25 protein-coding genes are annotated in these 23,029 nt (G+C 66.8%); 12 read left to right on the top strand and 13 right to left on the bottom strand.

Going from position 1 to position 23,029, the window contains the following annotated elements; genetic code table 11:
• Positions 1-1,299 carry an outer membrane protein transport protein gene (locus tag E1H18_RS00845; protein ID WP_172262784.1) on the bottom strand — a complete coding sequence of 433 codons (1,299 nt, stop codon included), beginning with the start codon at positions 1,297-1,299 and terminating at the stop codon, positions 1-3.
• Between the two features lie 228 nt (positions 1,300-1,527).
• Entirely contained in the window at positions 1,528-2,433 is a 906-nt protein-coding gene (locus E1H18_RS00840) for an SDR family NAD(P)-dependent oxidoreductase (protein ID WP_172262783.1), read from the bottom strand.
• A gap of 497 nt (positions 2,434-2,930) precedes the next feature.
• Between E1H18_RS00840 and E1H18_RS00835 the strand changes: the two genes are divergently transcribed.
• Positions 2,931-4,589 carry a family 43 glycosylhydrolase gene (locus E1H18_RS00835; protein WP_172262782.1) on the top strand — a complete coding sequence of 553 codons (1,659 nt, stop codon included), beginning with the start codon at positions 2,931-2,933 and terminating at the stop codon, positions 4,587-4,589.
• A gap of 55 nt (positions 4,590-4,644) precedes the next feature.
• Here the strand turns inward: E1H18_RS00835 and E1H18_RS00830 are convergent, their stop codons facing one another.
• A complete protein-coding gene (locus E1H18_RS00830) occupies positions 4,645-4,839 on the bottom strand; it encodes a hypothetical protein (protein WP_172262781.1) in 195 nt (64 codons plus the stop codon).
• Positions 4,840-5,047: 208 nt separating this feature from the next.
• Here E1H18_RS00830 and E1H18_RS00825 point away from each other — a divergent pair, with 208 nt between their 5' ends.
• Complete coding sequence (locus E1H18_RS00825; RefSeq protein ID WP_172262779.1) at positions 5,048-5,590, top strand: hypothetical protein; 543 nt, start codon at positions 5,048-5,050, stop codon at positions 5,588-5,590.
• Between the two features lie 68 nt (positions 5,591-5,658).
• Here the strand turns inward: E1H18_RS00825 and E1H18_RS00820 are convergent, their stop codons facing one another.
• The 3 genes from E1H18_RS00820 to E1H18_RS00810 are packed head-to-tail and all read right to left on the bottom strand — an operon-like array spanning position 5,659 to position 8,637.
• Positions 5,659-6,666 (bottom strand): HlyD family secretion protein, encoded by a 1,008-nt coding sequence (locus E1H18_RS00820; protein WP_172263846.1) that lies wholly within the window; start codon positions 6,664-6,666, stop codon positions 5,659-5,661.
• A gap of 22 nt (positions 6,667-6,688) precedes the next feature.
• Positions 6,689-7,438: an ABC transporter ATP-binding protein gene (locus tag E1H18_RS00815; RefSeq protein ID WP_172262777.1), complete on the bottom strand. Its 750-nt coding sequence runs from the start codon at positions 7,436-7,438 to the stop codon at positions 6,689-6,691.
• A complete protein-coding gene (locus tag E1H18_RS00810) occupies positions 7,435-8,637 on the bottom strand; it encodes an ABC transporter permease (RefSeq protein WP_172262775.1) in 1,203 nt (400 codons plus the stop codon). The genes E1H18_RS00815 and E1H18_RS00810 overlap by 4 nt, the downstream gene beginning before the upstream one ends.
• Before the next feature lie 263 nt (positions 8,638-8,900).
• On the opposite strand from E1H18_RS00810, the gene E1H18_RS00805 reads away from it, so the two are divergent.
• From E1H18_RS00805 to E1H18_RS00795, 3 genes are all read left to right on the top strand, one after another.
• Entirely contained in the window at positions 8,901-9,767 is an 867-nt protein-coding gene (locus E1H18_RS00805; protein WP_172262773.1) for an EF-hand domain-containing protein, read from the top strand.
• Positions 9,768-9,949: 182 nt separating this feature from the next.
• On the top strand, positions 9,950-11,230 hold the full coding sequence (locus E1H18_RS00800) for a NupC/NupG family nucleoside CNT transporter (protein WP_172262771.1): 1,281 nt from the start codon (positions 9,950-9,952) through the stop codon (positions 11,228-11,230).
• A gap of 65 nt (positions 11,231-11,295) precedes the next feature.
• Positions 11,296-11,913 (top strand): glutathione S-transferase N-terminal domain-containing protein, encoded by a 618-nt coding sequence (locus tag E1H18_RS00795; RefSeq protein WP_172262769.1) that lies wholly within the window; start codon positions 11,296-11,298, stop codon positions 11,911-11,913.
• Between the two features lie 2 nt (positions 11,914-11,915).
• Here E1H18_RS00795 and E1H18_RS00790 read toward each other — a convergent pair whose 3' ends face one another.
• Complete coding sequence (locus E1H18_RS00790) at positions 11,916-12,368, bottom strand: PaaI family thioesterase (protein WP_172262767.1); 453 nt, start codon at positions 12,366-12,368, stop codon at positions 11,916-11,918.
• Between the two features lie 107 nt (positions 12,369-12,475).
• Between E1H18_RS00790 and E1H18_RS00785 the strand changes: the two genes are divergently transcribed.
• From E1H18_RS00785 to E1H18_RS00765, 5 genes are all read left to right on the top strand, one after another.
• Complete coding sequence (locus E1H18_RS00785; RefSeq protein WP_172262765.1) at positions 12,476-12,781, top strand: DUF3253 domain-containing protein; 306 nt, start codon at positions 12,476-12,478, stop codon at positions 12,779-12,781.
• A gap of 60 nt (positions 12,782-12,841) precedes the next feature.
• The gene (locus E1H18_RS00780; RefSeq protein WP_172262763.1) at positions 12,842-13,426 is read left to right on the top strand and encodes a uracil-DNA glycosylase family protein; all 585 of its coding nucleotides are present in this window, start codon (positions 12,842-12,844) and stop codon (positions 13,424-13,426) included.
• On the top strand, positions 13,423-14,469 hold the full coding sequence (locus E1H18_RS00775; protein ID WP_172262761.1) for an alpha/beta hydrolase: 1,047 nt from the start codon (positions 13,423-13,425) through the stop codon (positions 14,467-14,469). Before E1H18_RS00780 ends, E1H18_RS00775 begins: the two co-directional genes overlap by 4 nt.
• 61 nt (positions 14,470-14,530) lie before the next feature.
• Positions 14,531-15,592 (top strand): Glu/Leu/Phe/Val dehydrogenase, encoded by a 1,062-nt coding sequence (locus E1H18_RS00770; protein ID WP_172262759.1) that lies wholly within the window; start codon positions 14,531-14,533, stop codon positions 15,590-15,592.
• A 48-nt stretch (positions 15,593-15,640) separates the two neighbouring features.
• The gene (locus E1H18_RS00765) at positions 15,641-15,928 is read left to right on the top strand and encodes a UvrB/UvrC motif-containing protein (RefSeq protein ID WP_172262757.1); all 288 of its coding nucleotides are present in this window, start codon (positions 15,641-15,643) and stop codon (positions 15,926-15,928) included.
• A 2-nt stretch (positions 15,929-15,930) separates the two neighbouring features.
• On the opposite strand, the gene E1H18_RS00760 is transcribed toward E1H18_RS00765, so the two are convergent.
• The 5 genes from E1H18_RS00760 to E1H18_RS00740 form a co-directional block, all read right to left on the bottom strand.
• A complete protein-coding gene (locus E1H18_RS00760; protein WP_172262755.1) occupies positions 15,931-16,794 on the bottom strand; it encodes a hypothetical protein in 864 nt (287 codons plus the stop codon).
• Between the two features lie 106 nt (positions 16,795-16,900).
• Positions 16,901-17,047, bottom strand: coding sequence for a hypothetical protein (locus E1H18_RS00755; RefSeq protein WP_172262753.1), 147 nt, complete (start codon positions 17,045-17,047; stop codon positions 16,901-16,903).
• 26 nt (positions 17,048-17,073) lie between these two features.
• Entirely contained in the window at positions 17,074-17,949 is an 876-nt protein-coding gene (locus tag E1H18_RS00750; RefSeq protein WP_172262751.1) for a transglutaminase family protein, read from the bottom strand.
• A gap of 48 nt (positions 17,950-17,997) precedes the next feature.
• The gene (locus E1H18_RS00745) at positions 17,998-18,663 is read right to left on the bottom strand and encodes a TetR family transcriptional regulator (protein ID WP_172262749.1); all 666 of its coding nucleotides are present in this window, start codon (positions 18,661-18,663) and stop codon (positions 17,998-18,000) included.
• A 101-nt stretch (positions 18,664-18,764) separates the two neighbouring features.
• Positions 18,765-19,745, bottom strand: coding sequence for a glycosyltransferase family 2 protein (locus E1H18_RS00740; RefSeq protein WP_172262747.1), 981 nt, complete (start codon positions 19,743-19,745; stop codon positions 18,765-18,767).
• 160 nt (positions 19,746-19,905) lie between these two features.
• Here E1H18_RS00740 and E1H18_RS00735 point away from each other — a divergent pair, with 160 nt between their 5' ends.
• Both E1H18_RS00735 and E1H18_RS00730 read left to right on the top strand, forming a co-directional pair.
• On the top strand, positions 19,906-20,271 hold the full coding sequence (locus E1H18_RS00735; protein WP_172262745.1) for a helix-turn-helix domain-containing protein: 366 nt from the start codon (positions 19,906-19,908) through the stop codon (positions 20,269-20,271).
• An 11-nt stretch (positions 20,272-20,282) separates the two neighbouring features.
• Positions 20,283-21,686, top strand: a complete 1,404-nt coding sequence (locus E1H18_RS00730) for a calcium-binding protein (protein ID WP_172262744.1) — start codon at positions 20,283-20,285, stop codon at positions 21,684-21,686.
• A 3-nt stretch (positions 21,687-21,689) separates the two neighbouring features.
• On the opposite strand, the gene E1H18_RS00725 is transcribed toward E1H18_RS00730, so the two are convergent.
• The gene (locus E1H18_RS00725) at positions 21,690-22,868 is read right to left on the bottom strand and encodes a VWA domain-containing protein (protein WP_172262743.1); all 1,179 of its coding nucleotides are present in this window, start codon (positions 22,866-22,868) and stop codon (positions 21,690-21,692) included.
• Positions 22,869-23,029 lie beyond the last annotated feature (161 nt).

Genomic DNA, 23,029 nt, shown 5'->3' with positions numbered 1-23,029 from the left:
TTAGAAGCTGAAGCGGGCGCCGGCCGACAGCACGACGGCGTGGCCCGTCACGTCGCCGAACTGGCGCACGGTCGAGCCGGTGGGCGTGACGTCGACGCGGTTGATCTCCGAGTCGTCGAAGCTGATGTAGTTGATCGCGGCGTCCAGCTTGATGTTGTCGGTCGCGACCCAGGTGGCGCCGGCGGCGTACATCATGCGGTCGCCGTCCGGCACGCGGGCGGTGCGGCCGACGTCCGGCGTCGGGGTCGGATCGTACTGGACGCCCGTGCGCAGCGTCAGGCGCGGGGTGGCCTGATAGTCGATACCCGCGGCATAGCTGGTCGTGTCTTTGTAGTCCTGGACGCTGGTCGAGGCGCCGCCCGGGAAGCTGACGCGGATGGCGTCGAACTCGCTCCAGCCGATGCGGCTGACCGAGGCGTTCAGCGTCCACTGGTCGTTCACCGCCCAGCGCGCGCCGATGTTGGCCATCCAGGGCAGGGTGATCTTGGCCTGACCGTCGACCGAGAAGTTGTTGGCGGCCGGGATCGGGGCAAGAAGGCCGGCGATCGAGACCTTGCCGTCCAGCTTCTGGTCGATTTTGCTGCGATAGCTGGCGCCGATCGTGAAGTTCGACGACGGGTGGATCTGAGCGCCGACCGTGTAGCCGTAGGCCCAGCCGTCGCCCTTCAGCGACTGCGAACCGTCGGGTTGCAGCGGCGAGATGTTGGGCAGGGCGTTGGTCAGCTCGGCGTCGGCGTAGAGGGCGGTGACGCCCACGCCCAGGTCGAGGAAGTCGCTGACCTTGTAGGCGATGACGCCGTCGACATTGATCGTCAGCAGGTGCGACTTCAGGGCGTCGTAACGCGTCCAGCTGTCGTTGTTGTACTCGGTGGTGAAGTTGTAGGGCGCGGCGACCGAAACGCCGACCGACAGGCGGTCGTTGATGCGGAAGGCGACGCCGCCGTTCGGCACGACGCCGTCATTGATCGGGTCGAAGGCGGTCTGGGCGCCGCCGATCGGGGTGGTCACGCCGGCGGGCGGGACGGGACGGGTGATGGTCGAGCCGTTGTTGACGACCTTCGAGTTCACCTGGACGGCGTGGAAGCCGATCTGCGCTTCGCTGCGCTCGATGCCGGCGATCGACGCGGGGTTCCACCACAGGCTGCCGACGCCCTTGTCGGCGACTTCGCCCGAATAGGCGCGGCCCGAGGCGCGGACCGACTGTTCCTGCAGGTAGAACGCCGAGGCGGAGGCTTGAGAGGCGGCGACGAGCGCCACGAAGGCCACGCCGACGGCGAGGCGGGTACGCGAGAGAGACATGATTATGACCGACCTTCTTGGGGAGGAAGATGCTCGTTGAAAACCTTGCGGCGTTCACGGAGCGCTGCCTCTAACGCATCCGGTCAAAGAGCGTTGCTTTTAATTGTCCCAAGCGTGAATTTTGTCGGATTTGTAACAGATGCGGGGCCGAAAAGACCCCGCATCAATCATCGTTATGTCAAAACCTTGCTGTTCGCATAGGCGCGTTCTGCGAAAGCTTGATCAGGATCAGCCGCCCGCCATCTTGCGGAAGAACTTCTGACCCTGCTCGCCGCCGTTGAAGTAGGCCTTTTGGCCGTCCTCGGCGGTGATCTTGTCCCAGCTGTCGCGGACTTCCTCGGCCGACAGGCCGTCTTCGCCCAGATAGACGCCTTCGGTCTCGTAGATGCGCGACAGGGCGAAGGCGCCGGCGCCGGCGGTCAGGATCGCGCCGGTGGGGGCTTCGTCCGAGGCCAGGTAGACGACGCCCGGGGTGACATATTCTGGGGCCAGCTTGGCCAGCACTTCCGGCGGCATCAGGCCCTCGGTCATGCGCGTGGCGGCGACCGGGCTGATGGCGTTGATCTTCACGTCGTTCTTGGCGCCCTCGAGCTTCAGCGTGTTCATCAGGCCCAGCACCGCCATCTTCGCCGCGCCGTAGTTGCTCTGGCCGAAGTTGCCGTACATGCCCGACGACGAGGTCGTCACGACGATGCGGCCGTAGTTCTGGGCCTTCATGATGTCCCAGACCGCCTTGATCGGCTTGAAGGTGCCGAACACGTGCACCTGCATGACCAGTTCGAAGTCGGCCAGATCCATCTTGGTCAGGGTCTTGTCGCGCAGGATGCCGGCATTGGCGATCAGGATGTCGATGCGGCCCCACTTGTCCATGGTCGTCTTGACCATGTCGGCAACGCCGGCGTCGTCGGTCACCGAAGCGCCGTGGGCGATAGCCTCGCCACCGAAGGCCTCGATCTCGGCCACGACCTTCTGGGCCGCTTCGGACGAGCCGCCCGAACCGTCGACGCTGCCGCCCAGATCGTTGACGACCACCTTGGCCCCACGCCGGGCCAGCTCCAGCGCGTGCTGGCGGCCAAGCCCGCCGCCGGCGCCCGTAACGATCGCGACCTTGCCGTCGAAGCGGATGTCCGCCATGCCCTTTGTCTCCTCAAACGCGTGTTTGGTTTGACGCGTTTGTGCGGCGCGGGAGAGGGGGCGTCAAGGGGAGGTCGCCGCCGTCCGGCGCGTGCGCGCCTGTCGGTATCCACGCGGGGATGTGTGTGGGGGCGATGTGCTGAGCATCCGCGACTTGGAGATCCGGCGGAGCCACGATCGGGTGTTCATGATCCTGGAGCTCGGCCTGGCGTTCTCGCCGTCGTAACGGGGCGTCGCCGTCGTCAAGCCTCCGCCAAGAGCGCTGAGCGCTCAGTCTGCCTATTTTGTCAGAGTAATATATTGATCGTGAGCGAGGCGACGGAACATTGGCGGCGCGACAGCGTCTAGGCGAAGCCGTTTGAAGCGAAGATCATCGCCGAATTCCTTAATGAGTGAAGATTTTCGTACTTATCGGTCGACGACAAGCACGCCATGAATTACTCAGAGAATATGATCGATCGTGGCCGGTCGAGACGATGTTTTGGGGGAAGGTCGACATGACCCATCTGTCACGGCGCGGCGCGCTTGGGGCCGTTCTCGGAGGCGCCGCCGTCGCGGCCGCAGGTTTTGCAGCGTCGGCCTCGGCCCCGTCGGCTGGAGCCCAGTCAGCTGGAGCAATGGGGCGCTTGCCTGCGCAGCCGGCCGCTTCGCGCTGGAAGACAACGTTCGAGGGCCAGCGCAAGGCCGACCTGGGCGACGGCCGCTTCCTCAATCCGATCCTGGCCGGCGACCATCCCGATCCGACCATCCTGAAGGACGGCGCCGACTACTACATGACGTTCTCGACCTTCGAGAGCTATCCGGGCCTGCTGATCTGGCACTCGCAGGATCTGGTGAACTGGCGCCCGCTGGCGACCGCGCTTGAGCGCAACATCGGCTCGGTCTGGGCGCCCGAGATCATCAAGCACGAGGGGCGCTACTATATCTATTTCCCGACCAAGAAGACGGCGAGCCCGGAGTCCAGGACCACCAACTGGGTGGTCTGGGCCGACAAGATCGAAGGCCCCTGGTCGGATCCGATCGACCTGGATCTGCCCGGTCACATCGACCCGGGCCATGCGGTTGGCGAGGACGGGGCGCGGTGGCTGTTCCTCAACGGCGGCGACCGGGTCAAGCTCACCGCCGACGGTTTGCGTACGGTAGGCAAGCCCGAGCACGTCTATGACGCTTGGCGCTATCCGGAGGACTGGGACGTCGAGGGCTTCGCGCCCGAAGGCCCCAAGATCCTGCGCCGCGGCGAGTACTTCTACATGATCACCGCCATCGGCGGCACGGCCGGACCGCCGACCGGCCACCAGGTGATCGCCGCGCGCTCGAAGTCGATCAACGGCCCTTGGGAGAACTGCCCGCACAATCCGCTGGTCCGAACGCAGGACAATAACGAGATGTGGTGGTCGCGCGGTCACGCCAGCCTGGTCGAGGGGCCGGCCGGCGACTGGTGGGGCGTCTATCACGGCTATGAGAACGGCTATTACACCCTGGGTCGTTCGACCCTGCTGGCGCCCGTCAAGTGGACGGCCGACGGCTGGTTCACCTTCGGCGGCGGTGATCTCTCCAAGCCGATCGCCAAGCCCAAGGGCGGCAAGGCCGTCACCCATGGCTTCGCGCTGTCGGACGACTTCAGTACGGACAAGCGCGGCGTGCAGTGGGCGTTCTTCGGTCCCACGCCCGAGGAGCCCAAGCGGTTCAACCGGGTGGGCGGCGCGCTGGAATTGACCGCTGCCGGCCAGGCCCCCTCAACATCCTCGCCGCTGCTGTTCGTCAACGGCGACCAGGCCTACGAGTACGAGTGCGAGATCGAGATCGACCCGGGCGTCACCGCCGGCCTGATCCTGTTCTACGACCGCCAGCTCTATTGCGGCGTCGGCTTCGACGAAAAGCGCTTCGTGACCCACCAGTACGGCATCGAGCGCGGCCGGCCGGCCAATCCCTATGGTCGGCGCATGCTGATGAAGGTGCGCAACAACCGCCACATCGTCAGCTTCCACACCAGCGGGGACGGCGGCAAGACCTGGAAACGGTTCGACCGCGGCATGGAGGTCAGCGGCTACCACCACAACGTCCGAGGCGGCTTCCTGATGCTGAAGCCGGGTCTCTATGCGGCCGGCCAGGGCAAGGCGCGGTTCCGCAATTTCGTCTACCGCGCGCTGCTCTAGGGCCGGCGGGGACCCGACATGCAAAGGGCCAGGAGCGATCCTGGCCTGTCTTGTCTCAGGCGGAGATGTTCACCAGCGTGCCGGTCAGTTCACCAGTGGTCTGGGCCAGGGCTGCGCCGGCGGCGGCGGTCATCTTGACGTTGGTCTGGGCCACGGCCAGCTGGGTCAGGTCGACGGCCGGCGACGGGGTCTGCGCCGGAGCGGCGGGACGCGGCGTATAGGTAGCGGTATTGGCGGCGGAGACCTGCACGGCGAGTTCCTCTCGGATTCGCCGGCAATCTGGTCCCCAAGCCTTAAGCGGGACTGACCAAACAGGGTTAAGGGCGCGCGGCCCTTAGACTTGCTGCCGCCGTCGAAACTTCGCTTGTTGTGCCTTACACTGGCCTTGTGAACGGAGTTGTCTGGGGCAGCTAGCAGTGAGAACACTCTGGTGCGCTAGAATGGGGGAGGAGGAGCTGTTGAACGTCTTCGAGCTTCCAATGCCAGCGAACGAGTATGTCTATCGGTATGCGATACTCGGACGAGAGGCTTTCAGCGAAAACCGATTAGAAGACGCCGAGCTGTTTGATCGAAAGGCTCTTGGACACGCGAGGAAACGCCTCAAAACCTGTCCACAGGACCTCTTGGCCGTACGCGACGTGGCGATCTGTTGGGATCGGCTGCGTTATCTCCTTCAGCGAATCGGGGAGGTAGAAGAGGCTAAAGATGCATGTCTCGAAGCCGACAGGCGGTATTCGCAAGTCGTTGAGCTAGCGGGGCGCTATGGCGATTTTGGTCGTGAGTTGGCCAGGTTTCGCTGGGGCGCAGCCGCCTTGCATTTGCAGGATCAGAACTATGCCGATGCTAAGACCCTGCTGGAAAGCAGCGTTGAAATCCTCTGGGTTCGGTCACTCGCAGAACCGACATGTCGGGAGCGGCTGCGCGAATTAGCAGAAGCGATGGTCCGGTTGGGGATCGCGATAGTTGGCCAGTGTGAGCTGGAACTGCGCCATGGACAGTAAGGCTTCAAATGAAAACGCCGCGCGGTAGCCGCGCGGCGTTTCAATGGGAATAGGCTCGCGCGCGGCCCCTATGCCTTCTTCTTCGTCATGCCGCCGCCGACCGGGGTGGCTGGCTTGTCGCGCTTTACGCCGGCTTTCTGGCCGGGCTTCATGAACTTCACCAGCACGCGCTGGCCGACCAGCAGGGCGGCGTTGTCGGCGCTGACCACCACCTCGACGACGCGCTCGTCGCTGCGCTGGCTGGGGTCGTCGGAGGCCAGTTTGCGGGCGCCGAACACGCCGGCGCGGCGCAGGACCTTGCCGACATAGGTCTTGGTGGGATCGCTCTCGGGCTGGATCTCGACCTCCTGGCCGATGGCGACATTGGGGATGTCGGCCTCGACGATCTCGGCGCGGACGATGCGCTGGGTGTTGGGTTCGAGGTCGAACATCGCCGTGACGTTCAGGGTCGAGGCGCCGGCGCCCGGGTTGGCCTGGCGGCGGGCGATACGACCGTCAGCCGGAGCGCGGATGATCGTCAGTTCCTGGTTGAACTGGGCCTGAGCCACCTGGGCCGAGGCGACGCTGATCGCGGCCTGCTGGGCGCCGATATTGGCCTGGGCCGAGGCGATCTGGTCGCGGGCGGTGTCCAGGCGCTGGGCGGCGACGTAGTTCGAAGCGGTCAGGCTCTGCAGGCGGTTGTACTCGCGCTGGGCCGTGCGCAGCTGCACCTGGAACAGCGTCAGCTGGGCCTTGGCCGAGGACAGGGCGGCCGCCGCGGTCTGCGAGGCCAGGCGGACGTCGTCGTCCTCCTGCTTGGCCAGCGGCTGGCCGCTCTTCACGACGTCGCCTTCCTGGACGAAGACTTCACGGATGATGCCCTGGCGGCGGGCGGCCACCTGGATCACGCCGCCTTCGACGTCGGCCTTGCCCTGGGCGATGGCGGCATACGGGGAGGGCTCCTCCATGCGGGCGGCCGCCTCGAGCTTCTTCTTCTTCTCGGCCGCCTGGCCCTTCATGTAGAAGACGCCGCCGCCGAGCAGCAGCACGACGACCAGGATGATGTAGGTGGCGGGGCGGCGCAGGAACGCGGGCATCTTGGACATTTCCCCCAGGAAATCAGTGGCTGAGTGAGGCGGGATGGGCGTCGGGCGTTCTCCGCACGTCGTCCAGGATCCGGCCGTCCTCGATGTGGATGACGCGGTCGGCATAGGCCTCCAACCGCGGGTCGTGGGTCACGCAGATCACCGCTGCGCCGCGCTCGGTGGCGGCCGCGCGCAGCAGCTTGATCACCGTCTCGCCGCTCTTGCCGTCGAGGGCCGAGGTCGGTTCGTCGGCGAAGATCAGGTTCGGGTTCTTGGCCAGGGCGCGGGCGATGGCCACGCGCTGCTTCTCGCCGCCCGACAGCTCGGACGGGCGCTGGTTGACGCGCGGTCCCAGGCCCACCGACTCCAGCGCCGCCTGGGCGCGCCGGGCCTGCTCGCTCTTGCCGACGCCCTGGTACTTCAGCGCGGTCATCACCTGCTGCTTGGCGGTGAGGGCGGGAAACAGGTTGAAGCCCTGGAAGATGAAGCCGCAGTGGTCGAGGCGGAACTTGTCGATCCGGCCGCTGGGCAGCGCCCACAGGTCCTTGGCTTCCAGCGCAGAGACGATGCCTTCGTCGGGCTTCAGCAGGCCCGAGAGGGCCGCGACCAGGGTCGACTTGCCCGAGCCGGAGGGGCCCATGACCATGGTGACGTCGCCATGCTTGGCGTCGAAGTCCACGCCCTTGAGCACCTCGATGAAGGTGCGGCCGGTCTTGAACCGCTTGACGACACCCTTGGCGGTGAGCGCGGATTCGCCCTGCTTGTGACTGTTATTGCCGCTCATCGCAGGAGGTCCGCAGGTTGGCTCTTCTTCAGGATGCCCAGCGACAGCAGGCCCGACAGAATGGCGATGACCAGGAGGAAGAAGGCGATGGCCACGACCATCGGGATCGGGAACGACATCGGCAGGCCGCCCATGGCCGCGAGACTGGAGACGATCCAGGTGAACACGCCCGCCATCAGGATGCCCGCGACGCCGACCCAGAAGCTCAGCTCCATGACGATGGTCCGCAGGGAGCCCATCGATACGCCCAGAGCGCGCAAGGAGGCGAACTCCTTGATATTGGCCATGATTGCGCCGCGCAGGGTCTGCCAGGTGATGGCCATGCCGATCACCGCGCCCATGATCAGGGCGAAGATCAGGATGATGCTGATGAAGCTCTCCTTCAGCATCGAGTTCGAGTTGGCGTCGGCCAGCTCCTGACGCGTCCAGGCGCGGAATTTACCGTCGGCCTTGGCGTTCAGTTGGGCCGCGACCAGCTCGGCGCGCGAAGGATCGGCGATCTGGACCATCAGCGGGCCGACGCGCTGGCCGGTGTCGGCCTCGCCCAGCATCCGGAGGGTGTCGCGCGACATGACCAGCGAGGCCTGCATCATGTTGGGATAGCCGGTGGTGACCACGGCCACGGTGACGGTCTTGCCGTTGTACAGGGCCTTGTCGCCCTTCTTGACGCCCAGGCGGGCCAGGGCGGTCTGGTCGACGGCCACGGTGTAGGGCTGGCGCAGCGCCTCGATCATCGCGTCGGTATAGTCGGTCGGCACGGTGACGTAGCCGGGAATGGCGTCGATGACGGTGACGTTGACGAACTCGGTCTTGCGTCCGCCTCCGCCGCCGCCTTTTCCTTTGCCGCCCTTCTTGGCGCGAGCCTCGGCCTTGGCGATCTGCTCAGGGCTAAGGATGTTCTGGAAACGGCCGCCCGAGCCGTCCAGCGGGGCCACCTGAAGCACTTCTGGATGGCTGTAGACCAGCGGGATCATGCGACGCGGCAGGCCCGAGGGACCGCCGTTGAACAGCGCCGTGGCGCCGGGGCCTAGCACCATGATGTCGGCGCGGGCGCGGTCGATCTGGGCGGTGAACGCCTTGCCGATGCCCATGAACATGCCCAGGAAGGCCAGCACCAGCAGGCCCGAAAAGGCCAGGGCGACAACGGCCGCCATGTAACGACGCCACTCGTAAAGCAGAGTGGCCAAGGCCAGCGACATGCTTCGCATTTCCCCCAAAAGAGCGGCGGTGTCCAGGCCGCTGCCCCCAATCGACGGTTGCAGCAATGACCGGCGAACGTCCAGCGGCCAAGTTAAATCGGGGTAACGGGCGCGCGCAGATCTGAGCTGCCCAGAACCTGCCTCATTTCATCGCCGCAACAGGCTGAAATGTGGAATGTTTTTCGCTGCGCACCTCACGCGCCGGCGTCTCGGCGCGAACGAAGGCCGCCGACGAAGCGGTCTCGCAACAGAGGGTGTGTGTCATGACCATAAGCAGCGCTGGCTCGACGGCCAGCCTGGCTCAGCTTCGCCAGCTGCAGCCGATGAGCGCGAAGGCCACGGAGGCGGTCGGCCAATTCGGCCCAAGTGAGCAGCGCGGCGGGCAAAATGTGCAGGGCGGGGGTGAGCGTCGCGGGCCGCCGCCGATGCGGGCCGAAGGCGGGGCGGGCCAACGTTTCGGTGGCGACACACTCTCGTCGCTGCTGTCGACCCAGTCGGTCGACGAGCTGGCCAGCTCCCTGATGGAGGCCGGCGACGCCGACGGCGATGGCCTGATGACCACCAGCGAGCTCTCCACGGCCTTGTCGGCCGACAAGGCTGGCGGGGCTGGCCAGGACGACCTGGCGGCGAAGATCGTCGCCGCGCTGGACGCCGACGGCGACGGCAGCCTGTCGTCGTCCGAGATCTCGTCTGCGATCACCGCCGCGGCCGAACGCCAGTCATCTGCTCAGGCCATGCGCGGTCCGCCGCCCGGGCCGCCGCCTGGTGGTGGCGCCGAAGGCTCGTCGGGCTCCAGCGGCGTGTTCGAGACCCTGGATGCGAACCAGGACGGGGTCGTCTCGGCCGAGGAACTGGCCGCCGGCGAGACCGACTCGGCTGAGGCCGCTTCCGGTCTGATCAAGGCCGCCGACCAGGATGGTGATGGTTCGCTGAGCGGCGGCGAGTTCTACGCCATGCTGGATCAAGGCAAGGCGACGGGGACAGACACGTCCTCGACCCTGGCCAGCCTGATGTCAGGCTCCACGGCCGCGTCGGACCTGATGCAGAAGCTGCTGGCCCAGTTGGATACGGCCCTGACGTCTTCTTCGGCGACCAAGGCGGTGAGCAGCGGAGCCAGCGTAACCGCTTAAGCTTCAATCGTCATCCCGCGCCCTATGCGCGGGATGACGTTCAGGGGTCTGGACGAGGCATTTCGCCGCTTCCTTAACCATTCCCTAAGCAAGCCGCTTGCGCGAGGCGGGCGTCTTGGTGTCATTCTGCGCCCTTGGTTGGCGTCGCGGGGGCGTCGCCTCTTTGTAAGGTCTTCCTCTTGATGTTCCGTCCTGAGAACGTCCAAGCCCTGGCGGGTCTGGCGCTCACCTTGGGCCTCTGCTGGCTCGTTTCCGAGAATCGCAAGCGATTCCCCTGGGTGCTGGCGATCGCCGCCATCTTCGTCCAAGTGCTGCTGGTGCTGGTCCTGTTCGGCCTGCCCCAGGCGCGCCAGCTGTTGCAGGGCGTCAACGGCGCCGTCGAGGGCCTGGCCAGCTCGACCCAGGCCGGCACCGCCTTCGTGTTCGGCTTCCTGGCCGGCGGCGAGCAGCCCTATCCGGTCAACAATCCGGGCGCCGGCTTCATCTTCGCCTTCCGGGTCATGCCCGTGATCCTGGTGGTCTGCGCCCTGTCGGCGCTGCTGTGGCACTGGAAGATCCTGAAGTGGGCCGCTCAAGGCTTCGGCTTCATCTTCCAGAAGACCCTGGGCCTGCGCGGTCCGCCGGCCCTGGCCACCGCCGCCACCATCTTCATGGGCCAGATCGAAGGCCCGATCTTCATCCGCGCCTATCTGGACAAGCTGAGCCGCTCGGAACTCTTCATGCTGATCACGGTCGGCATGGCCTGCGTCTCCGGTTCGACCATGGTCGCCTACGCCACCATCCTGGCCGGCGTGCTGCCCAACGCCGCGGCCCACGTGCTGACCGCCTCGATCATCTCGGCTCCGGCCGGCGTGCTGCTGGCCCGCATCATTGTGCCGTCCGACCCGATGGAGAAGGGCGCGGACCTGGACCTAGCCGGTGAGGACAAGACCTATGGCAGCGCCATCGACGCGGTCATGAAGGGCACCACCGACGGCCTGCAGATCGCCCTGAACGTCGGCGCCACCCTGATCGTCTTCGTGGCCCTGGCCACCATGGTCGACAAGTTCCTGGGCGCGATGCCCGACGTCGGCGGCCAGCCGCTGAGCATCGCCCGCGGCCTGGGCGTGGTCTTCTCGCCCCTGGCCTGGGCCATGGGCGTGCCGTGGAAGGAAGCTGGCACCGCCGGCGGCCTGCTGGGCGTGAAGCTGATCCTCACCGAGTTCACCGCCTTCATCCAGATGTCGAAGATCGCCGTGGGCACGCTGGACGAGCGCAGCCGCATGATCCTGACCTATGCCCTGTGCGGCTTCGCCAACATCGGCTCGGTCGGCATGAACGTGGCCGGCTTCTCGGTCCTGGTCCCCCAGCGCCGCCAGGAAATCCTGGGCCTGGTCTGGAAGGCGATGATGGCCGGTTTCCTGGCCACCTGCCTGACCGGCTCGCTGGTCGGCCTGATGCCGCGGGTGCTGTTCGGGCTGTAACGCCCTTTCATTCCCTAGCGGAAGACAAGCCATCCTCCCGGTCAAAAGCCGGGAGGATTTTTGTTGTGAAGCTCTATGACAGCCGTCGTGCGCCCAATCCTCGTCGGGTGCGCTGGTTCATGGCCGAGAAGGGGATCGAGGACGTCGAGATCGTCGACATCGACATCTTCGGCGGTCAGCATCGCCAGCCCGATTACCTGGCCAAGGCCGGCCTGCCCAACGTGCCGGCGCTGGAGATCGACGAAACCACCACCATCACCGAGTCGGTGGCCATCTGCCGTTATCTGGAGAGCGTGTATCCCGAGCCGAACCTGTTCGGTCGCGACCCGCGCGAGACGGCGGTGATCGAGATGTGGACGCGTCGGGCCGAGATGCTGCTGTCGACCCCGCTGATGATGGCCGTGCGCCATGGTCACCCGGCGCTGGCGGCGATCGAGACCCAGGTCCCCGAGATCGCCGAGAGCAACCGCAAGGCCGCCGAACGGGCGCTGAAAGTCTTCGACCGGCGCCTGGCCGAGAGCCCCTTCATCGCCGCCGACCGCGTGACCATCGCCGACATCATCGCCGTCACCGGCCTGGACTTCGCGCGCATGGTCCGATTCCGGCCCGACGCGGAGCTGGCGCACGTGAACCGCTGGCTCGCCGAGATGAACGCGCGGCCAGCGGCGAAGGCGGGTGTGTAGCGCTAGCGCGACCGGATCTTCTTCACCACGCCCGAGAAGTTCAGCATCGGGCTCCCGCCGGTCGAGATCAGCCCCCGCACGAACAGCAGCGAGCCGCCGGCGCGGACCACCTCGCCGGTGGCCGTGACCAGGTCGCCGGGGCGAGCGGGTCCGACGAACTCGCCGTTCAGGCTGACGGTCACCGCGCGGCTGTCGGCCAGTTCCTTCCAGGCGATGGCGAACAGCGAGAAGTCGGCGAAGGTCATCATGCAGCCGCCGTGCATGAAGCCGCCGCCGTTCATGTGCTTGGTCTCGGCGCGGAAGGCGGTGGTGACGACGCCGGCGTCATCCTCGCGGAAATAGAACGGCCCCGACTGGTCCTCGAACGGATCCAGCCCCGACCAGGTCCGCCAGCCGGCCCATTCGCCGCCGTCCACCAGGCGCGGTCCGCTGCTGATCTCGTTGCCGCCGTCCATGTCGGTCCCCTCCGCTTGTTCTTATCGATGTTCAGTTAGAAGGGCGCATTCGCCGGCGCAAGCCGCCGCTCTCGCCTCTGCTGACAATCCGTGGCAAGGGAGCGTCCATGACCTCCCCGATCCAAGACACCATCCTGTCCCTGCTGGCGCCGCTGGCCGAGGGCAAGTCGATCGACCCGATGAACGTCGCCAAGGCGGTCCAGCCCGAGCGCTGGCAGCAGATCCTGGGCCATGTGCGCACCAACGCCATCGAGCTGGCCCGCGAGGGCAAGGTGGTGATCCTGCGCCACAACAAGCCGGTCAATCCGGAGAAATTCCGCGGCGTCTATCGCATCCGCACCCGGCTGGAAGGCGACCCGACCAGCTTCGAGGACACGGTCGTCGAAGACGACATCGACGGCGAGGAAGACTAGTCACGCTGAGGAAGACTAGTCACGCTTGGCGTTCGGCGATGCGATCCTAAATCCTCGCCGATGCCGCTCGACACGCTCCTTTCCGACATCGCCGCCTGCCGGGCGTGCGCGCCGTATCTGCCGTACGTTCCCCGGCCGGTGACCCGGGTGCGGGAAGAGACCCGCATCCTGATCGCCGGCCAGGCGCCAGGAAGGCTGGTCCACGAGACCGGGCTACCGTTCAACGATCCGTCCGGCCAGCGTCTGCGGCAGTGGATGGGGATCGATCGCGACACCTTCTACGGCCGGCCGGAGATCGGCGTGGCGGCCATGGCCTTCTGCTTTCCAGGGACCAACCCCAAGGGCGGCGACTATCCGCCGCCGCCGCGCTGCGCGGCGATGTGGCGGCCGCAGCTTCTCGCCGAACTGCCCAATGTCGAGCTGACCCTGCTGGTCGGCAGCTACGCTCAAGACTGGGCGCTGCCGGGCCGAACCGGCAAGACCATGACCGAGACCATCGCCCGCTGGCGGGAGTTCGGCCCGAACGTCCTGCCCATGCCGCACCCGTCGTGGCGCAACACCGCCTGGCTGAAGCGCAATCCCTGGTTCGAGGCCGAGGTCACGCCCTATCTTCGCCAGCGTGTCGCGGACATTCTGAAGCTATGAACCGCCGCGCCCTGATCCTGACCGCGTCCGCCGCCGTGCTGAGCGCCTGCGCGCCGCTTAAGCAGAGGCCCGAGCTGGCGGCGCTGGGCTTTCGCGGGCCGCGGATCGTCGATGACGGCTTCCTCAGCTTCGATGGCGCCAAGCTTGGCCTGATGCGCTGGATGCCACAGAGCGAGCCCGATTGGGTCATCGTCGGCCTTCACGGCATGAACGACTACGCCAACGCCTATCACCTCGCCGCCGACTGGTGGGCGGGGCAGGGGATCGCGACCTACGCCCTGGACGTCCGGGGCTTTGGCCGCTCGCCCGAGCGCGGGGTCTGGGCGCCGGCCGATCTCGTCCTGGACGACCTGCGCGCCTTGATCGTGGTGCTGCGCGAGCGGCATCCGGGGGCGAAGATCGCGCTGGCCGGGATCAGCATGGGCGGGGCGCTGGCGATCAGCGCCATGGCCGGCGCCAATCCGCCGCCGGTCGACAAGCTGATGCTGTTCGCGCCTGCCGTCTGGGGCTGGTCGGCTCAGCCGCTGCCCAATCGCCTGAGTCTCTGGCTGACGGCCCATACCGTCGGGGGCTGGGTGGTCGAGCCGCCGGACTGGCTGACCCGCGAGATCATGGCCTCGGACAATATCGACGAGCTGCGCCGCATGGGTCGTGACCCGCTGATGATCTGGGGCGCGCGGTCGGACACCATCTACGGCCTGGTCAACCTGATGGAGCGGGCCTGGAAGTCGACCGACGAGGTCCACGCGCCGACCGCTTGGTTCTACGGAGCCAAGGATCAGGTCATTCCGCGCGAGCCGACGATCGAGGCTTCGACCCGGCTGCGAGGCGTGAAGACCGCCTACTACGCCGAAGGCCATCACCTGCTTCTGGTCGACAAGCAGGCCCGCAACGTCTGGGGTGACGCGGTGACGTTCCTGCGCGAGACCTCAGGCCCCTGGCCGCCGTCGGGCGCGCCGTCGATCCCGTCCAGTGTGGCGGCGATGAAGGCGATGGATGCGCCCAAGCGCCCGAAACGTTCTCGCAAGTCACAGGGCTTGTGACGGGCGGCCGGCGGGCGTAAACCGCCGATCAGTTCATTCTGGCTGACGCGAGACCGATGGCATGACCTTGTTCGATTCCCCCGATTTCGAGGGACACGAAGGCGTCCACGCTTTCTTCGACGAAAAAACCGGCCTGAAGTCGATCGTCGCGATCCACTCCACCGCGCGCGGCCCGGCCGCCGGCGGTTGCCGCATGTGGGACTATGCCAGCAGCGAGGCGGCGTTGACCGACGCTCTGCGCCTGTCGCGCGGCATGTCCTACAAGAACGCCATGGCCGATCTCGATTTCGGCGGCGGCAAGGCCGTGATCATCGGCGACAGCCGCAGCCAGAAGACGCCGGAGCTGTTCGAAGCGTTCGGCCGCGCCGTCGACAGCCTGAACGGCCGCTACTGGACGGCCGAGGATGTCGGCGTCTCGCCGGCCGACCTGGAAAACACCCGCAAGACCACCCGCTTCGTCGCCGGCTTGGAGGGCCACGCGGCCGCCTCGGGCGATCCGTCGCCGGTCACCGCCGAGGGCGTGTTCCGCGGCGTGCGTCTGTGCGTCGAGCGCGCCCTGAACCGCGACCTGAGCGGCGTGCACGTGGCCATCCAGGGCGTGGGCCATGTCGGCGCCTATCTGGCGGAAAAGCTACACGCGGCCGGCGCCGTGCTGACCATCGCCGACGTCAACCAGCAGGCCCTCAACGAAGTCGCGGAGAAGACCGGCGCGACCATCGTGCCGGCCGACGCCATCTTCGACGTCGAGGCCGACGTCTTCGCCCCTTGTGCGCTTGGTGGCGCGATCTCGGCCACGACCCTGCCGCGCCTGAAGGTCAAGGTCATCGCCGGCGGCGCCAACAACCAGCTGGCCGACGCCATGATCGGCCAGACCGTGTTCGACCGCGGCATCCTCTACGCCCCCGACTACGTCATCAACGGCGGCGGCATCATCAATGTGGCCGCCGAGATCCGCGCCCTTGAAGCCGGCGGGGCCTTCGACGGCGCCTGGGTGGCCGGCAAGCTGGACCGCCTGGCCCAGACCCTGGGCGAGGTCATCGACCAGTCCATCCGCGAGAAGCGCCCGGCCAATCTGGTCGCCGACGAGATCGCCCGCGCTCGCATCGCCGCTGCGCGGGGCTAACCTCGGCCTGATGCGTTCTCCATGGGAGTCCATCCCATGGAGGCGCGCGTGTCCCACCTCGACGACCTGAAAGAGCAGCTGGAAACGGCTGTCGCCGCTCAGGATTTCGAAGCGGCCGCCAGGCTGCGCGACCAGATCGACGGCATCCGCCGCAGCGCCCATGTCCGGGATGTCGAGGGCGCGCCGCAAGCGTCCTACTTCCAGCGCCAGGTTCCGGGACGCATGGGGCTGGGGACGGATCAGCCCGTTCCCAAGGCGCCAGAAGGCTGGACCCCGCCGCGCAAACCCGATCCGATGACGGCGAACCATTCCCGCGGTGGGCGGCGGAAGGGCTAGGCCTATTTCCCGCGCACCGAGACGGTGACGCCCACGACCATGTCCTTGTCGGAATAGTCGATGCCGCGGAACTTGCGCTGGGTGGCCGTCAGCGAGACCTGGCGGTTGTCCTTGCGATAGCCCACCCCCACTTGGCGGCTGCCGAAGCGGGCCAGCTTTTCCTCGCTGACGCCAGCGTTGCGCCAGCCGCCGAAGGTATCGCGGATCAGGTTCAGGCCATAGGCCTTGCCCGAGCTGGCCGCGTACATCAGCCACCGCCCACGCTTGAGGTCTTGGGCCGAGGCTGTGGCTCGGGACATCAGGTTCGAGGCGTTCAGGGTCAGGCGGCGAACCGCGTCCGACTGCAGGCCCAGGGGCGTGAAGGGCAGGGGCTCGTCGTCGACCCGCGCCTGCAGAACCTTGCCGGGCAGCGGGCGATACGGCGCGTGGGTCAGGGCCAGGACGGGGCCGCGCGGCGCGGGCTTGGCCTCTGCGTACAGTCGAGGGGCAGGGCGCGGTTCCGGGGCCGGCTTGGCGCGGGCTGGAGCCTCAGACTCCGCCGGCGCGGCTTCGGCGACCTGGACTGGCGCGACTTGGACGGGCGCCGCCTGGATCGGGCCGCCAGCCAGAGCGACCGTGGCGACGGCGGGCGTTGGGAAGGTCTCCGCCGACGGCGTCGCGTGCGTGCGCTCGCCGCCATAGCGGGCCGTGGCGATCGGGGCGTCGGGATCGTCGAGATAGGCAAGGCGGGTGGCAGCCTCGGGACCGCCGGCCAGGGTCAGGGTCTGGTCGAACGGCTCCGCCGCACGAGGCGCAAGCGCCGTCGCGGTTCCGACCATGGCCAGCGCCGTGATCGTCAGCAGTGCTCCGAGCGCGACCCCTCGCATGCTCGCTCAGCTCCCCGTTACCCCTCGGTTGCAGGTTAATAAAACCTTACCGTCGTGCCTAGACACCTTGCGTGACAAGACTTTGCGTTAAGCACGTTTTCTGCGGTCAGTGACCCGGCTTGGGTTCGAAGGAGCGTTTTTCCTTTACCTTCATGCAGTCCTTGTCCGGCTTTTGGCCATGCTGGGCCTTGGGCTCGGTCTTCGGCAGGCTGCCGGTGAAGTTGGGGGTCTGGTTCTGGAAGCCGCTGGTCATGGGTCGTTCCTCCCGCACTTTTCTTATCACGCCGCGCTCGCGATCCCACCGGCCAGGCTGACATCCACGGAGACGTGAAGTCGCGATGCGCCGGGGTCGCCGATGATGGCGCCGGACACGGGTAACGCCTGAGCGGGGCTTCGGGTGGCGGCGACACGGATCAGATCCGGCGATTCCGCCAGACCGTTGGTCGGATCGAACTCCAGCCAGCCCAGGTCGGGCAGGAACACCTCGCACCAGGCGTGAGTGGCGCCCGCACCGCGGATCTCAGAGCCGGGCGAATGGATGTAGCCGGTGGCGAACAGGGCGGCGTAGCCCAGGCGGCGCAGGCCCTCGACCATCAGCCAGGCGACATCGCGGCAGGCGCCGCTGTGCAGGTTCAGCGTCTCGACCGGGCTCTGCACGCCCTCGGCCTCGCGCCCCTGGTACTCGAACTGCTCGTGGATGGTGCGGTTGACGCGCAGCAGGAACTCCAGTGCGGACTCGTCGCGGCAGGTGTCCAGTTCACGCAGCCAGCGCAGCAGCACCGCGTCCGGATCGTCGGTCACGGGCGCAATGAACGGCTCCAGGGTGATCCGGTCCTCGGCGGCGTAGATGATCGGCGTCAGGGTGTGGGGGTCTTGGATCCGCGGCGGGGCCAGCGGGGCGGGGAAGCGGTCGATCAGCAGTTCGCTGGCCACCCGCATGGACTTGGACTCGCCGTCGGGCCGGAAGAAGCAGACGCAGTTGCCGTTGGCGTCATAGCTCCACCGCGTCTCGCCGGGCGGATACAGCGTCAGCGACGCCTCGACGATGCGCAGGGCATGGCTGTCGCGCGGGCGGATCATCAGCCGCTGTGGGCCGAACCGCACCGGGCGATCGTAGGTGTAGAGGGTCTCGTGAAGAATGCGCAGTCGTCCCATGACCGGCGCTAACGCGCCGGGTCATGGTGGGGTTGCCAGGAGCTGTCGCTAAGCGTTGAAGCCGGCCTCGGCGAAGTCGAGCATGCGCTCCAGCAGCCCCACGACGTCGGCTTCGCTGGTCTGACCTTCGGAGAGGACGTTCAGGCGGTCGAACTCGGCGAAGCGGTTGTTGTGCAGCATGCCCAGGGTGAAGTGCAGCCGCCAGTAGACGTCTTCGGGCGACAGGTCGGGACGGGCGCGCAGCAGCGCGTCCGAGAAACGGCGCAGGTGCGAGACGTCGGTCTTCAGGACGTTCCGGATTTCGTCAGTGCCTTCGCTGCGAGCGCGGATCACGAACTGCAGCGAGATGCGGCGCTCGTGGTCCGGGGCCAGCCAGCGCAGAGGCGGGGTCAGCAGGGCGGCCAGAACCTCGCGCAGCGGCGGATTGCCGTCGTGACGGTCGTTGGCCTCGTGCAGCATCTTGGCGCGCTCGCGATTGAGCTCGGCCGTGCGCCGCTTGAAGATGTCGAACAGCAACGCGTCCTTGGACCCGAAGTGGTAGTTCACCGAAGCCAGGTTCACGCCGGCAGCGGCCGTGATGTCGCGCACGGACACGTTCTGGAAGCCGTGAAGGGCGAACAGGCGTTCGGCGGCCACGAAGACCAGGTTCTTGGTGGCGGCTTCGGTCTCGGCGGCCTCCACCTCTGTCGAGGCGGCGTCGGTGGTCGGACTCACTACATATTCCCCGTTTACCCGTGGGGAAGTCTTACGACCGTTCGAATTTGGCGCAAGCGTCAAGATCGTCGGTGGGCTGTCTAATCGACGTTCAGGCGCGTCTAGGCTACGCGCTGCTCGGCAGGCTGGCGCGTTGCGAGGCGTTCGACCGGTCGGCCCATGCGGCCGCGCACCAGCTGGCGCAGCAGCGGGCGACCCACGGCGACGCCCAGGATCAGCGGAGCCAGCGCCAGCGCCAGCGCCTTGCGGCGCTTGCTGTCGGCGCGCTTGAGGAAGTAGCGCACCAGGCCCTTGCCCTTGTGCCACTCGATGACCAGGGGGTTCTCCTTGCTGGTCGAGCCGACGTGGATGATGCGGGCGCCCGGCTGGAACAGCACGCTGCCGCCCATCTTGCGGGCGCGCCAGCACAGGTCGACATCCTCGACGTGCAGGAAGAAGCCCTCGTCGAAGCCGCCGAGCACGTGAAAGTCGGCCGCCGACATATAGAAGCAGGCGCCCGAGATGGTGGGGGTGTCCACCGGGTGCGAAGGGGGGGCCTCGCTCTCCCGGTGGATCTCGAAGCGGCGCAGCGGGGGCAGGGTGGCGCTAAGCTTCGAGAGGCTGAGCAGGGTCGTGACCGGCGTAACTTCGCCGCGCCGCGCGCCCCGCTGTTCTGTTCCGTCGGTGTTGAACACCCGCGCGCCGATGATGCATGGCGACGGGCGGTCGCGGGCGGCGTCGATCAGGGCCGACACCGCGCCGGTAGTCAGGAAGGCGTCCGGGTTCAAGAAGACCAGCGATCGGCCCTTGGCGTTGGCCGCACCCAGGTTGGCGGCGCGCGCGAAGCCGATATTGCCCAGGCCCTGCAGCAGGCGCACGCGCGGCTCGCGGCGAGCCAGGTCGCGCAGCCAGGCCGCGTCGGCCAGCGAGGAGCCATTGTCGACGATGATGAACTCGTCGACCAGCGGCTCGGCCAGCACGTGGCGCACGCTTTCGATCAGCGCCGGACCGGTCATGTACACGACCATGATCAGCGACAGGCGCGGCGTCGTCGCCCAGTGGGAGGCGCGGCGGGAATGGGCTGGGTCGATGGAGACGTACATGCCGCGGCCTGCGTTCAAAATAGTTGCGTTAAAACTGTATGCGTGGTTCTGAACCTTCCGCAAGGCCTTTGCAAGCCTTCGATAACCTGCTGTTGCGTTTTTACGCAATGTGTAACAACTAAGGCGGCGTCCGAGTTGTGGGCGCGGGAACGGCTTTGCGATGTCACGAACGGCGATGAACCCCGCCAAGGCGGCGTTGACCAAAACTCTCCGGCGCGAAGCCGGGCGTTGGCTGAAGTCTGCGCGTGAGGCCGCGGGTCTCACCCAGGCGGAATTGGCCGAGATGACCGGCTTGCGCTACTACACCTTCGTGTCCCAGGTGGAGAACGGCCTCGGGCGCGTGCCGATCGAGACCCAGGCGATCTGGGCGCAGAGCCTCGGCCTGGACCCCAGCCAATTCGCCCGGACGCTGCTGCGCTATTATGAGCCGGAACTTCACCGGCTTCTGTTCGAAGGCGTTTCGGATGAGGCCGCCGATGACGTCGATGTCGACGACGGTATGGCCGAACGGGCTGCTCAAGGGTAAAGAGCCGCGCCATGGGTGAGATCCTCGCTTTCAGCCCCCGGCCTCCGGCCACCGACTGGTCCGCCAACGAGCGCGGCCTGCTGATGCTGCTCACCCAGCAGCTGGCCAGCAGCTATGGCGAGATCGACAGCGTCTTCGGTCAGACCGACTCCGGCGACCCCTGGTACGTCGTCACCGATTCCAACCAGGACGTGCTGGTCCACATCGCCCGCATTGATGGGCGTTTCGTCGTGCATGACGCCGCGATCGACATGTTTTCCCAGGTCGGCAGCCTGTGGGGCGCGCTGCGCCAGGTCCTGTCCTCGGGCGGTCCCGAAGAGACGGGCGGCAACGTCGTGGCGTTCAACCCAGCCAGCCGCGAAGCCCAGTCCTTCCTGTCGCTGGTCATTGCCGTGGGGCTCTATCTCGAACTGCGCGGCATCGAGGTCGGCGAGGGCGGCCGTCTGAATTTCGACAACCTGCCGCGCGCCAACGACCTGTCGGTCGACTCGGTGACCTCGCGCCTGATCGCGTCGCTGGGTCTGGATGGCGAACGCGCCGCCGGCCGGATCATCCAGCATTCTGCGGCCGAGGCTGGCGTCGCCGCGCCGCAGGCCCCGATCAAGCCCGAGGCCCTCAAGGTCCTGGCCATCGAAGCGCCCGTCGAGGCCGCCGCCGGTCTGAGCGCCTTCAAGGTCGCTCATCTGGCCGCCGCCGCGCCTTTGGAGGTCGCGTCCAGCGCTCCGCAAACCGTCGCGAGCCTGCCCGAGGATGCGCCCGTCACCGCCGGTGTGGATGGCGCAGGCTTTGCCGCCGGCCGCTCGGTGATGACCGGCACGGCCAATGCCGACGTGATGTTCGGCACGGCTGAAGGTGAAGTGATCAAGGGCGAGGGCGGCGACGACTATATCGACGGCGGCGGCGCCAAGGCCGGCCAGATCGATCGCATCGACGGCGGAGCCGGCGACGACAAGATCGTCATGAACGCCCGCGTGGTGGCGTCCGGCGGGACCGGCGCGGACACCTTCCTGATCGTGGCCCACGAGCCGACCACCAAGCTCGAGGCGCTGCTGGGCGTGGTGCTGGACTATTCGGCCGCCAAGGGCGACCACCTGGCCGTGATGGGCAAGGGCCACGTGACCGTGGTCAGCACGGCCGCCGTCAGCAACGTCCTGGCCGCGCAGGAAGCCGTGCTGGGCGAGGCGATCGCCAGTCAGGTGACCGACGTGAAGGGGCCCGTGGCTGGTACGCGCGTGGGCTTCGACCTCGACGGCGACGGTCGCGAGGACGTCTTCATCCTGCTGGGCGGGGCGACGACGTCGACCTTCAAGATCGGCGCGACGATCGCCAACGACCACGACCTGCCCAAGGTGCCGCTGATCGGTCAGCCGGCCCACGATGGCGGCGGCCTGTTCGACGACGGCGCTCAGCGCTAGGGGTCAGCCCCGCACCAGCTCCCGCATCGCCTTGTCCAGGCCGTCCAGGGTCAGCGGGTACATGCGCTCGCCGATGATCTGCTTCATCACGCCGATCGACTGGGTGTAGTCCCAGTGCCGCTCGGGCGTTGGGTTCAGCCAGATGCAGCTCTGGTAGATGTCGACCACCCGCTGCATCCAGATCGCGCCGGGCTCCTCGTTCCAGTGCTCGACGCTGCCGCCGGGATAGGTGATCTCGTACGGGCTCATGGTCGCGTCGCCGACGAAGATCACCTTGTAGTCGGCCGGGAACTTGTGGAGGACGTCGAAGGTCGGGATCTTCTCGGTCTGGCGGCGCTTGTTGTCCTTCCAGACGGTCTCGTAGAGGCAGTTGTGGAAGTAGTAGAATTCCAGGTTCTTGAACTCGGTCTTGGCGGCGGAGAACAGCTCCTCGCAGAGCTTGATGTGGCCGTCCATCGAGCCGCCGATGTCGAAGAAGATCAGCACCTTGATGGCGTTGCGGCGTTCGGCGCGCATCTGGATGTCGAGATAGCCCTTCTCGGCCGTGCCCTTGATGGTGCCGTTCAAATCCAGTTCGTCGGCCGCGCCGGTGCGGGCGAACTTGCGCAGGCGGCGTAGGGCCACCTTGATGTTGCGGGTGCCCAGCTCGACCGAGTCATCGAGGTTCTTGTACTCGCGCTTGTCCCACACCTTCACGGCTCGGCCGTGGCGGCTCTTGTCCTGGCCGATGCGCACGCCTTCGGGATTGTAGCCATTGTTGCCGAACGGCGAGGTGCCGCCCGAGCCGATCATCTTGTTGCCGCCCTCGTGGCGTTTCTTCTGTTCGCGCAGGCGCTCCTGCAATGTCTCCATCAGCTTCTCGAAGCCGCCCAGCGCCTCGATCTGGGCCTTCTCCTCGTCGGTCAGGAACCGCTCGGTCAGGGCCTTGAGCCACTCTTCAGGGATATCGGCGGTGATGCCTTCGCCGACGGTTTCCAGGCCTTTGAAGACGTGGCCGAACACTCGGTCGAACTTGTCGAGGTTCTTCTCGTCCTTCACCAAGCTGGCGCGCGACAGGTAGTAGAAGTCCTCGACCGAGCGATCGATGACCTCCTTGTCGAGGGCCTCCATCAAGAGAAGGTATTCGCGCAGGCTCACCGGCACCTTGGCCTGGCGGAGCTCGGAGAAGAAGCGAAGGAACATCGGTGCGGCTTTCGAACAGATGTTCGATAGTGTCGCCTAATCACGAGCCGTGCAACGCCCCCTCCGTCACGATGCGTATCCGCATCGCGCCACCTCCCCCGCAAGCGGGGCAGGAGGGAGGTATCTTCATCCTCACCCGTGAAACGGGGGAGGTGGCGCGG

This window comes from Caulobacter sp. RHG1 (assembly GCF_013181195.1).
Lineage (GTDB): Bacteria > Pseudomonadota > Alphaproteobacteria > Caulobacterales > Caulobacteraceae > Caulobacter.
The sequence above is the reverse complement of the archived record's forward strand: the minus strand, read 5'-3'. Positions and strand labels throughout refer to the sequence as shown.

Bases quoted from the DNA above. Each gene is read 5' to 3' on its own strand.
- E1H18_RS00755 (WP_172262753.1), bottom strand. From the start codon at position 17,047: ATGACCAGCGGCTTCCAGAACCAGACCCCCAACTTCACCGGCAGCCTG.
- E1H18_RS00835 (WP_172262782.1), top strand. From the start codon at position 2,931: ATGACCCATCTGTCACGGCGCGGCGCGCTTGGGGCCGTTCTCGGAGGC.
- E1H18_RS00785 (WP_172262765.1), top strand. From the start codon at position 12,476: ATGACCTCCCCGATCCAAGACACCATCCTGTCCCTGCTGGCGCCGCTG.
- E1H18_RS00820 (WP_172263846.1), bottom strand. From the start codon at position 6,666: ATGCCCGCGTTCCTGCGCCGCCCCGCCACCTACATCATCCTGGTCGTC.
- E1H18_RS00805 (WP_172262773.1), top strand. From the start codon at position 8,901: ATGACCATAAGCAGCGCTGGCTCGACGGCCAGCCTGGCTCAGCTTCGC.
- E1H18_RS00840 (WP_172262783.1), bottom strand. From the start codon at position 2,433: ATGGCGGACATCCGCTTCGACGGCAAGGTCGCGATCGTTACGGGCGCC.
- E1H18_RS00815 (WP_172262777.1), bottom strand. From the start codon at position 7,438: ATGAGCGGCAATAACAGTCACAAGCAGGGCGAATCCGCGCTCACCGCC.
- E1H18_RS00775 (WP_172262761.1), top strand. From the start codon at position 13,423: ATGAACCGCCGCGCCCTGATCCTGACCGCGTCCGCCGCCGTGCTGAGC.
- E1H18_RS00770 (WP_172262759.1), top strand. From the start codon at position 14,531: ATGACCTTGTTCGATTCCCCCGATTTCGAGGGACACGAAGGCGTCCAC.
- E1H18_RS00730 (WP_172262744.1), top strand. From the start codon at position 20,283: ATGGGTGAGATCCTCGCTTTCAGCCCCCGGCCTCCGGCCACCGACTGG.
- E1H18_RS00790 (WP_172262767.1), bottom strand. From the start codon at position 12,368: ATGGACGGCGGCAACGAGATCAGCAGCGGACCGCGCCTGGTGGACGGC.
- E1H18_RS00740 (WP_172262747.1), bottom strand. From the start codon at position 19,745: ATGTACGTCTCCATCGACCCAGCCCATTCCCGCCGCGCCTCCCACTGG.
- E1H18_RS00760 (WP_172262755.1), bottom strand. From the start codon at position 16,794: ATGCGAGGGGTCGCGCTCGGAGCACTGCTGACGATCACGGCGCTGGCC.
- E1H18_RS00735 (WP_172262745.1), top strand. From the start codon at position 19,906: ATGTCACGAACGGCGATGAACCCCGCCAAGGCGGCGTTGACCAAAACT.
- E1H18_RS00725 (WP_172262743.1), bottom strand. From the start codon at position 22,868: ATGTTCCTTCGCTTCTTCTCCGAGCTCCGCCAGGCCAAGGTGCCGGTG.
- E1H18_RS00800 (WP_172262771.1), top strand. From the start codon at position 9,950: ATGTTCCGTCCTGAGAACGTCCAAGCCCTGGCGGGTCTGGCGCTCACC.
- E1H18_RS00845 (WP_172262784.1), bottom strand. From the start codon at position 1,299: ATGTCTCTCTCGCGTACCCGCCTCGCCGTCGGCGTGGCCTTCGTGGCG.
- E1H18_RS00750 (WP_172262751.1), bottom strand. From the start codon at position 17,949: ATGGGACGACTGCGCATTCTTCACGAGACCCTCTACACCTACGATCGC.
- E1H18_RS00780 (WP_172262763.1), top strand. From the start codon at position 12,842: ATGCCGCTCGACACGCTCCTTTCCGACATCGCCGCCTGCCGGGCGTGC.
- E1H18_RS00810 (WP_172262775.1), bottom strand. From the start codon at position 8,637: ATGTCGCTGGCCTTGGCCACTCTGCTTTACGAGTGGCGTCGTTACATG.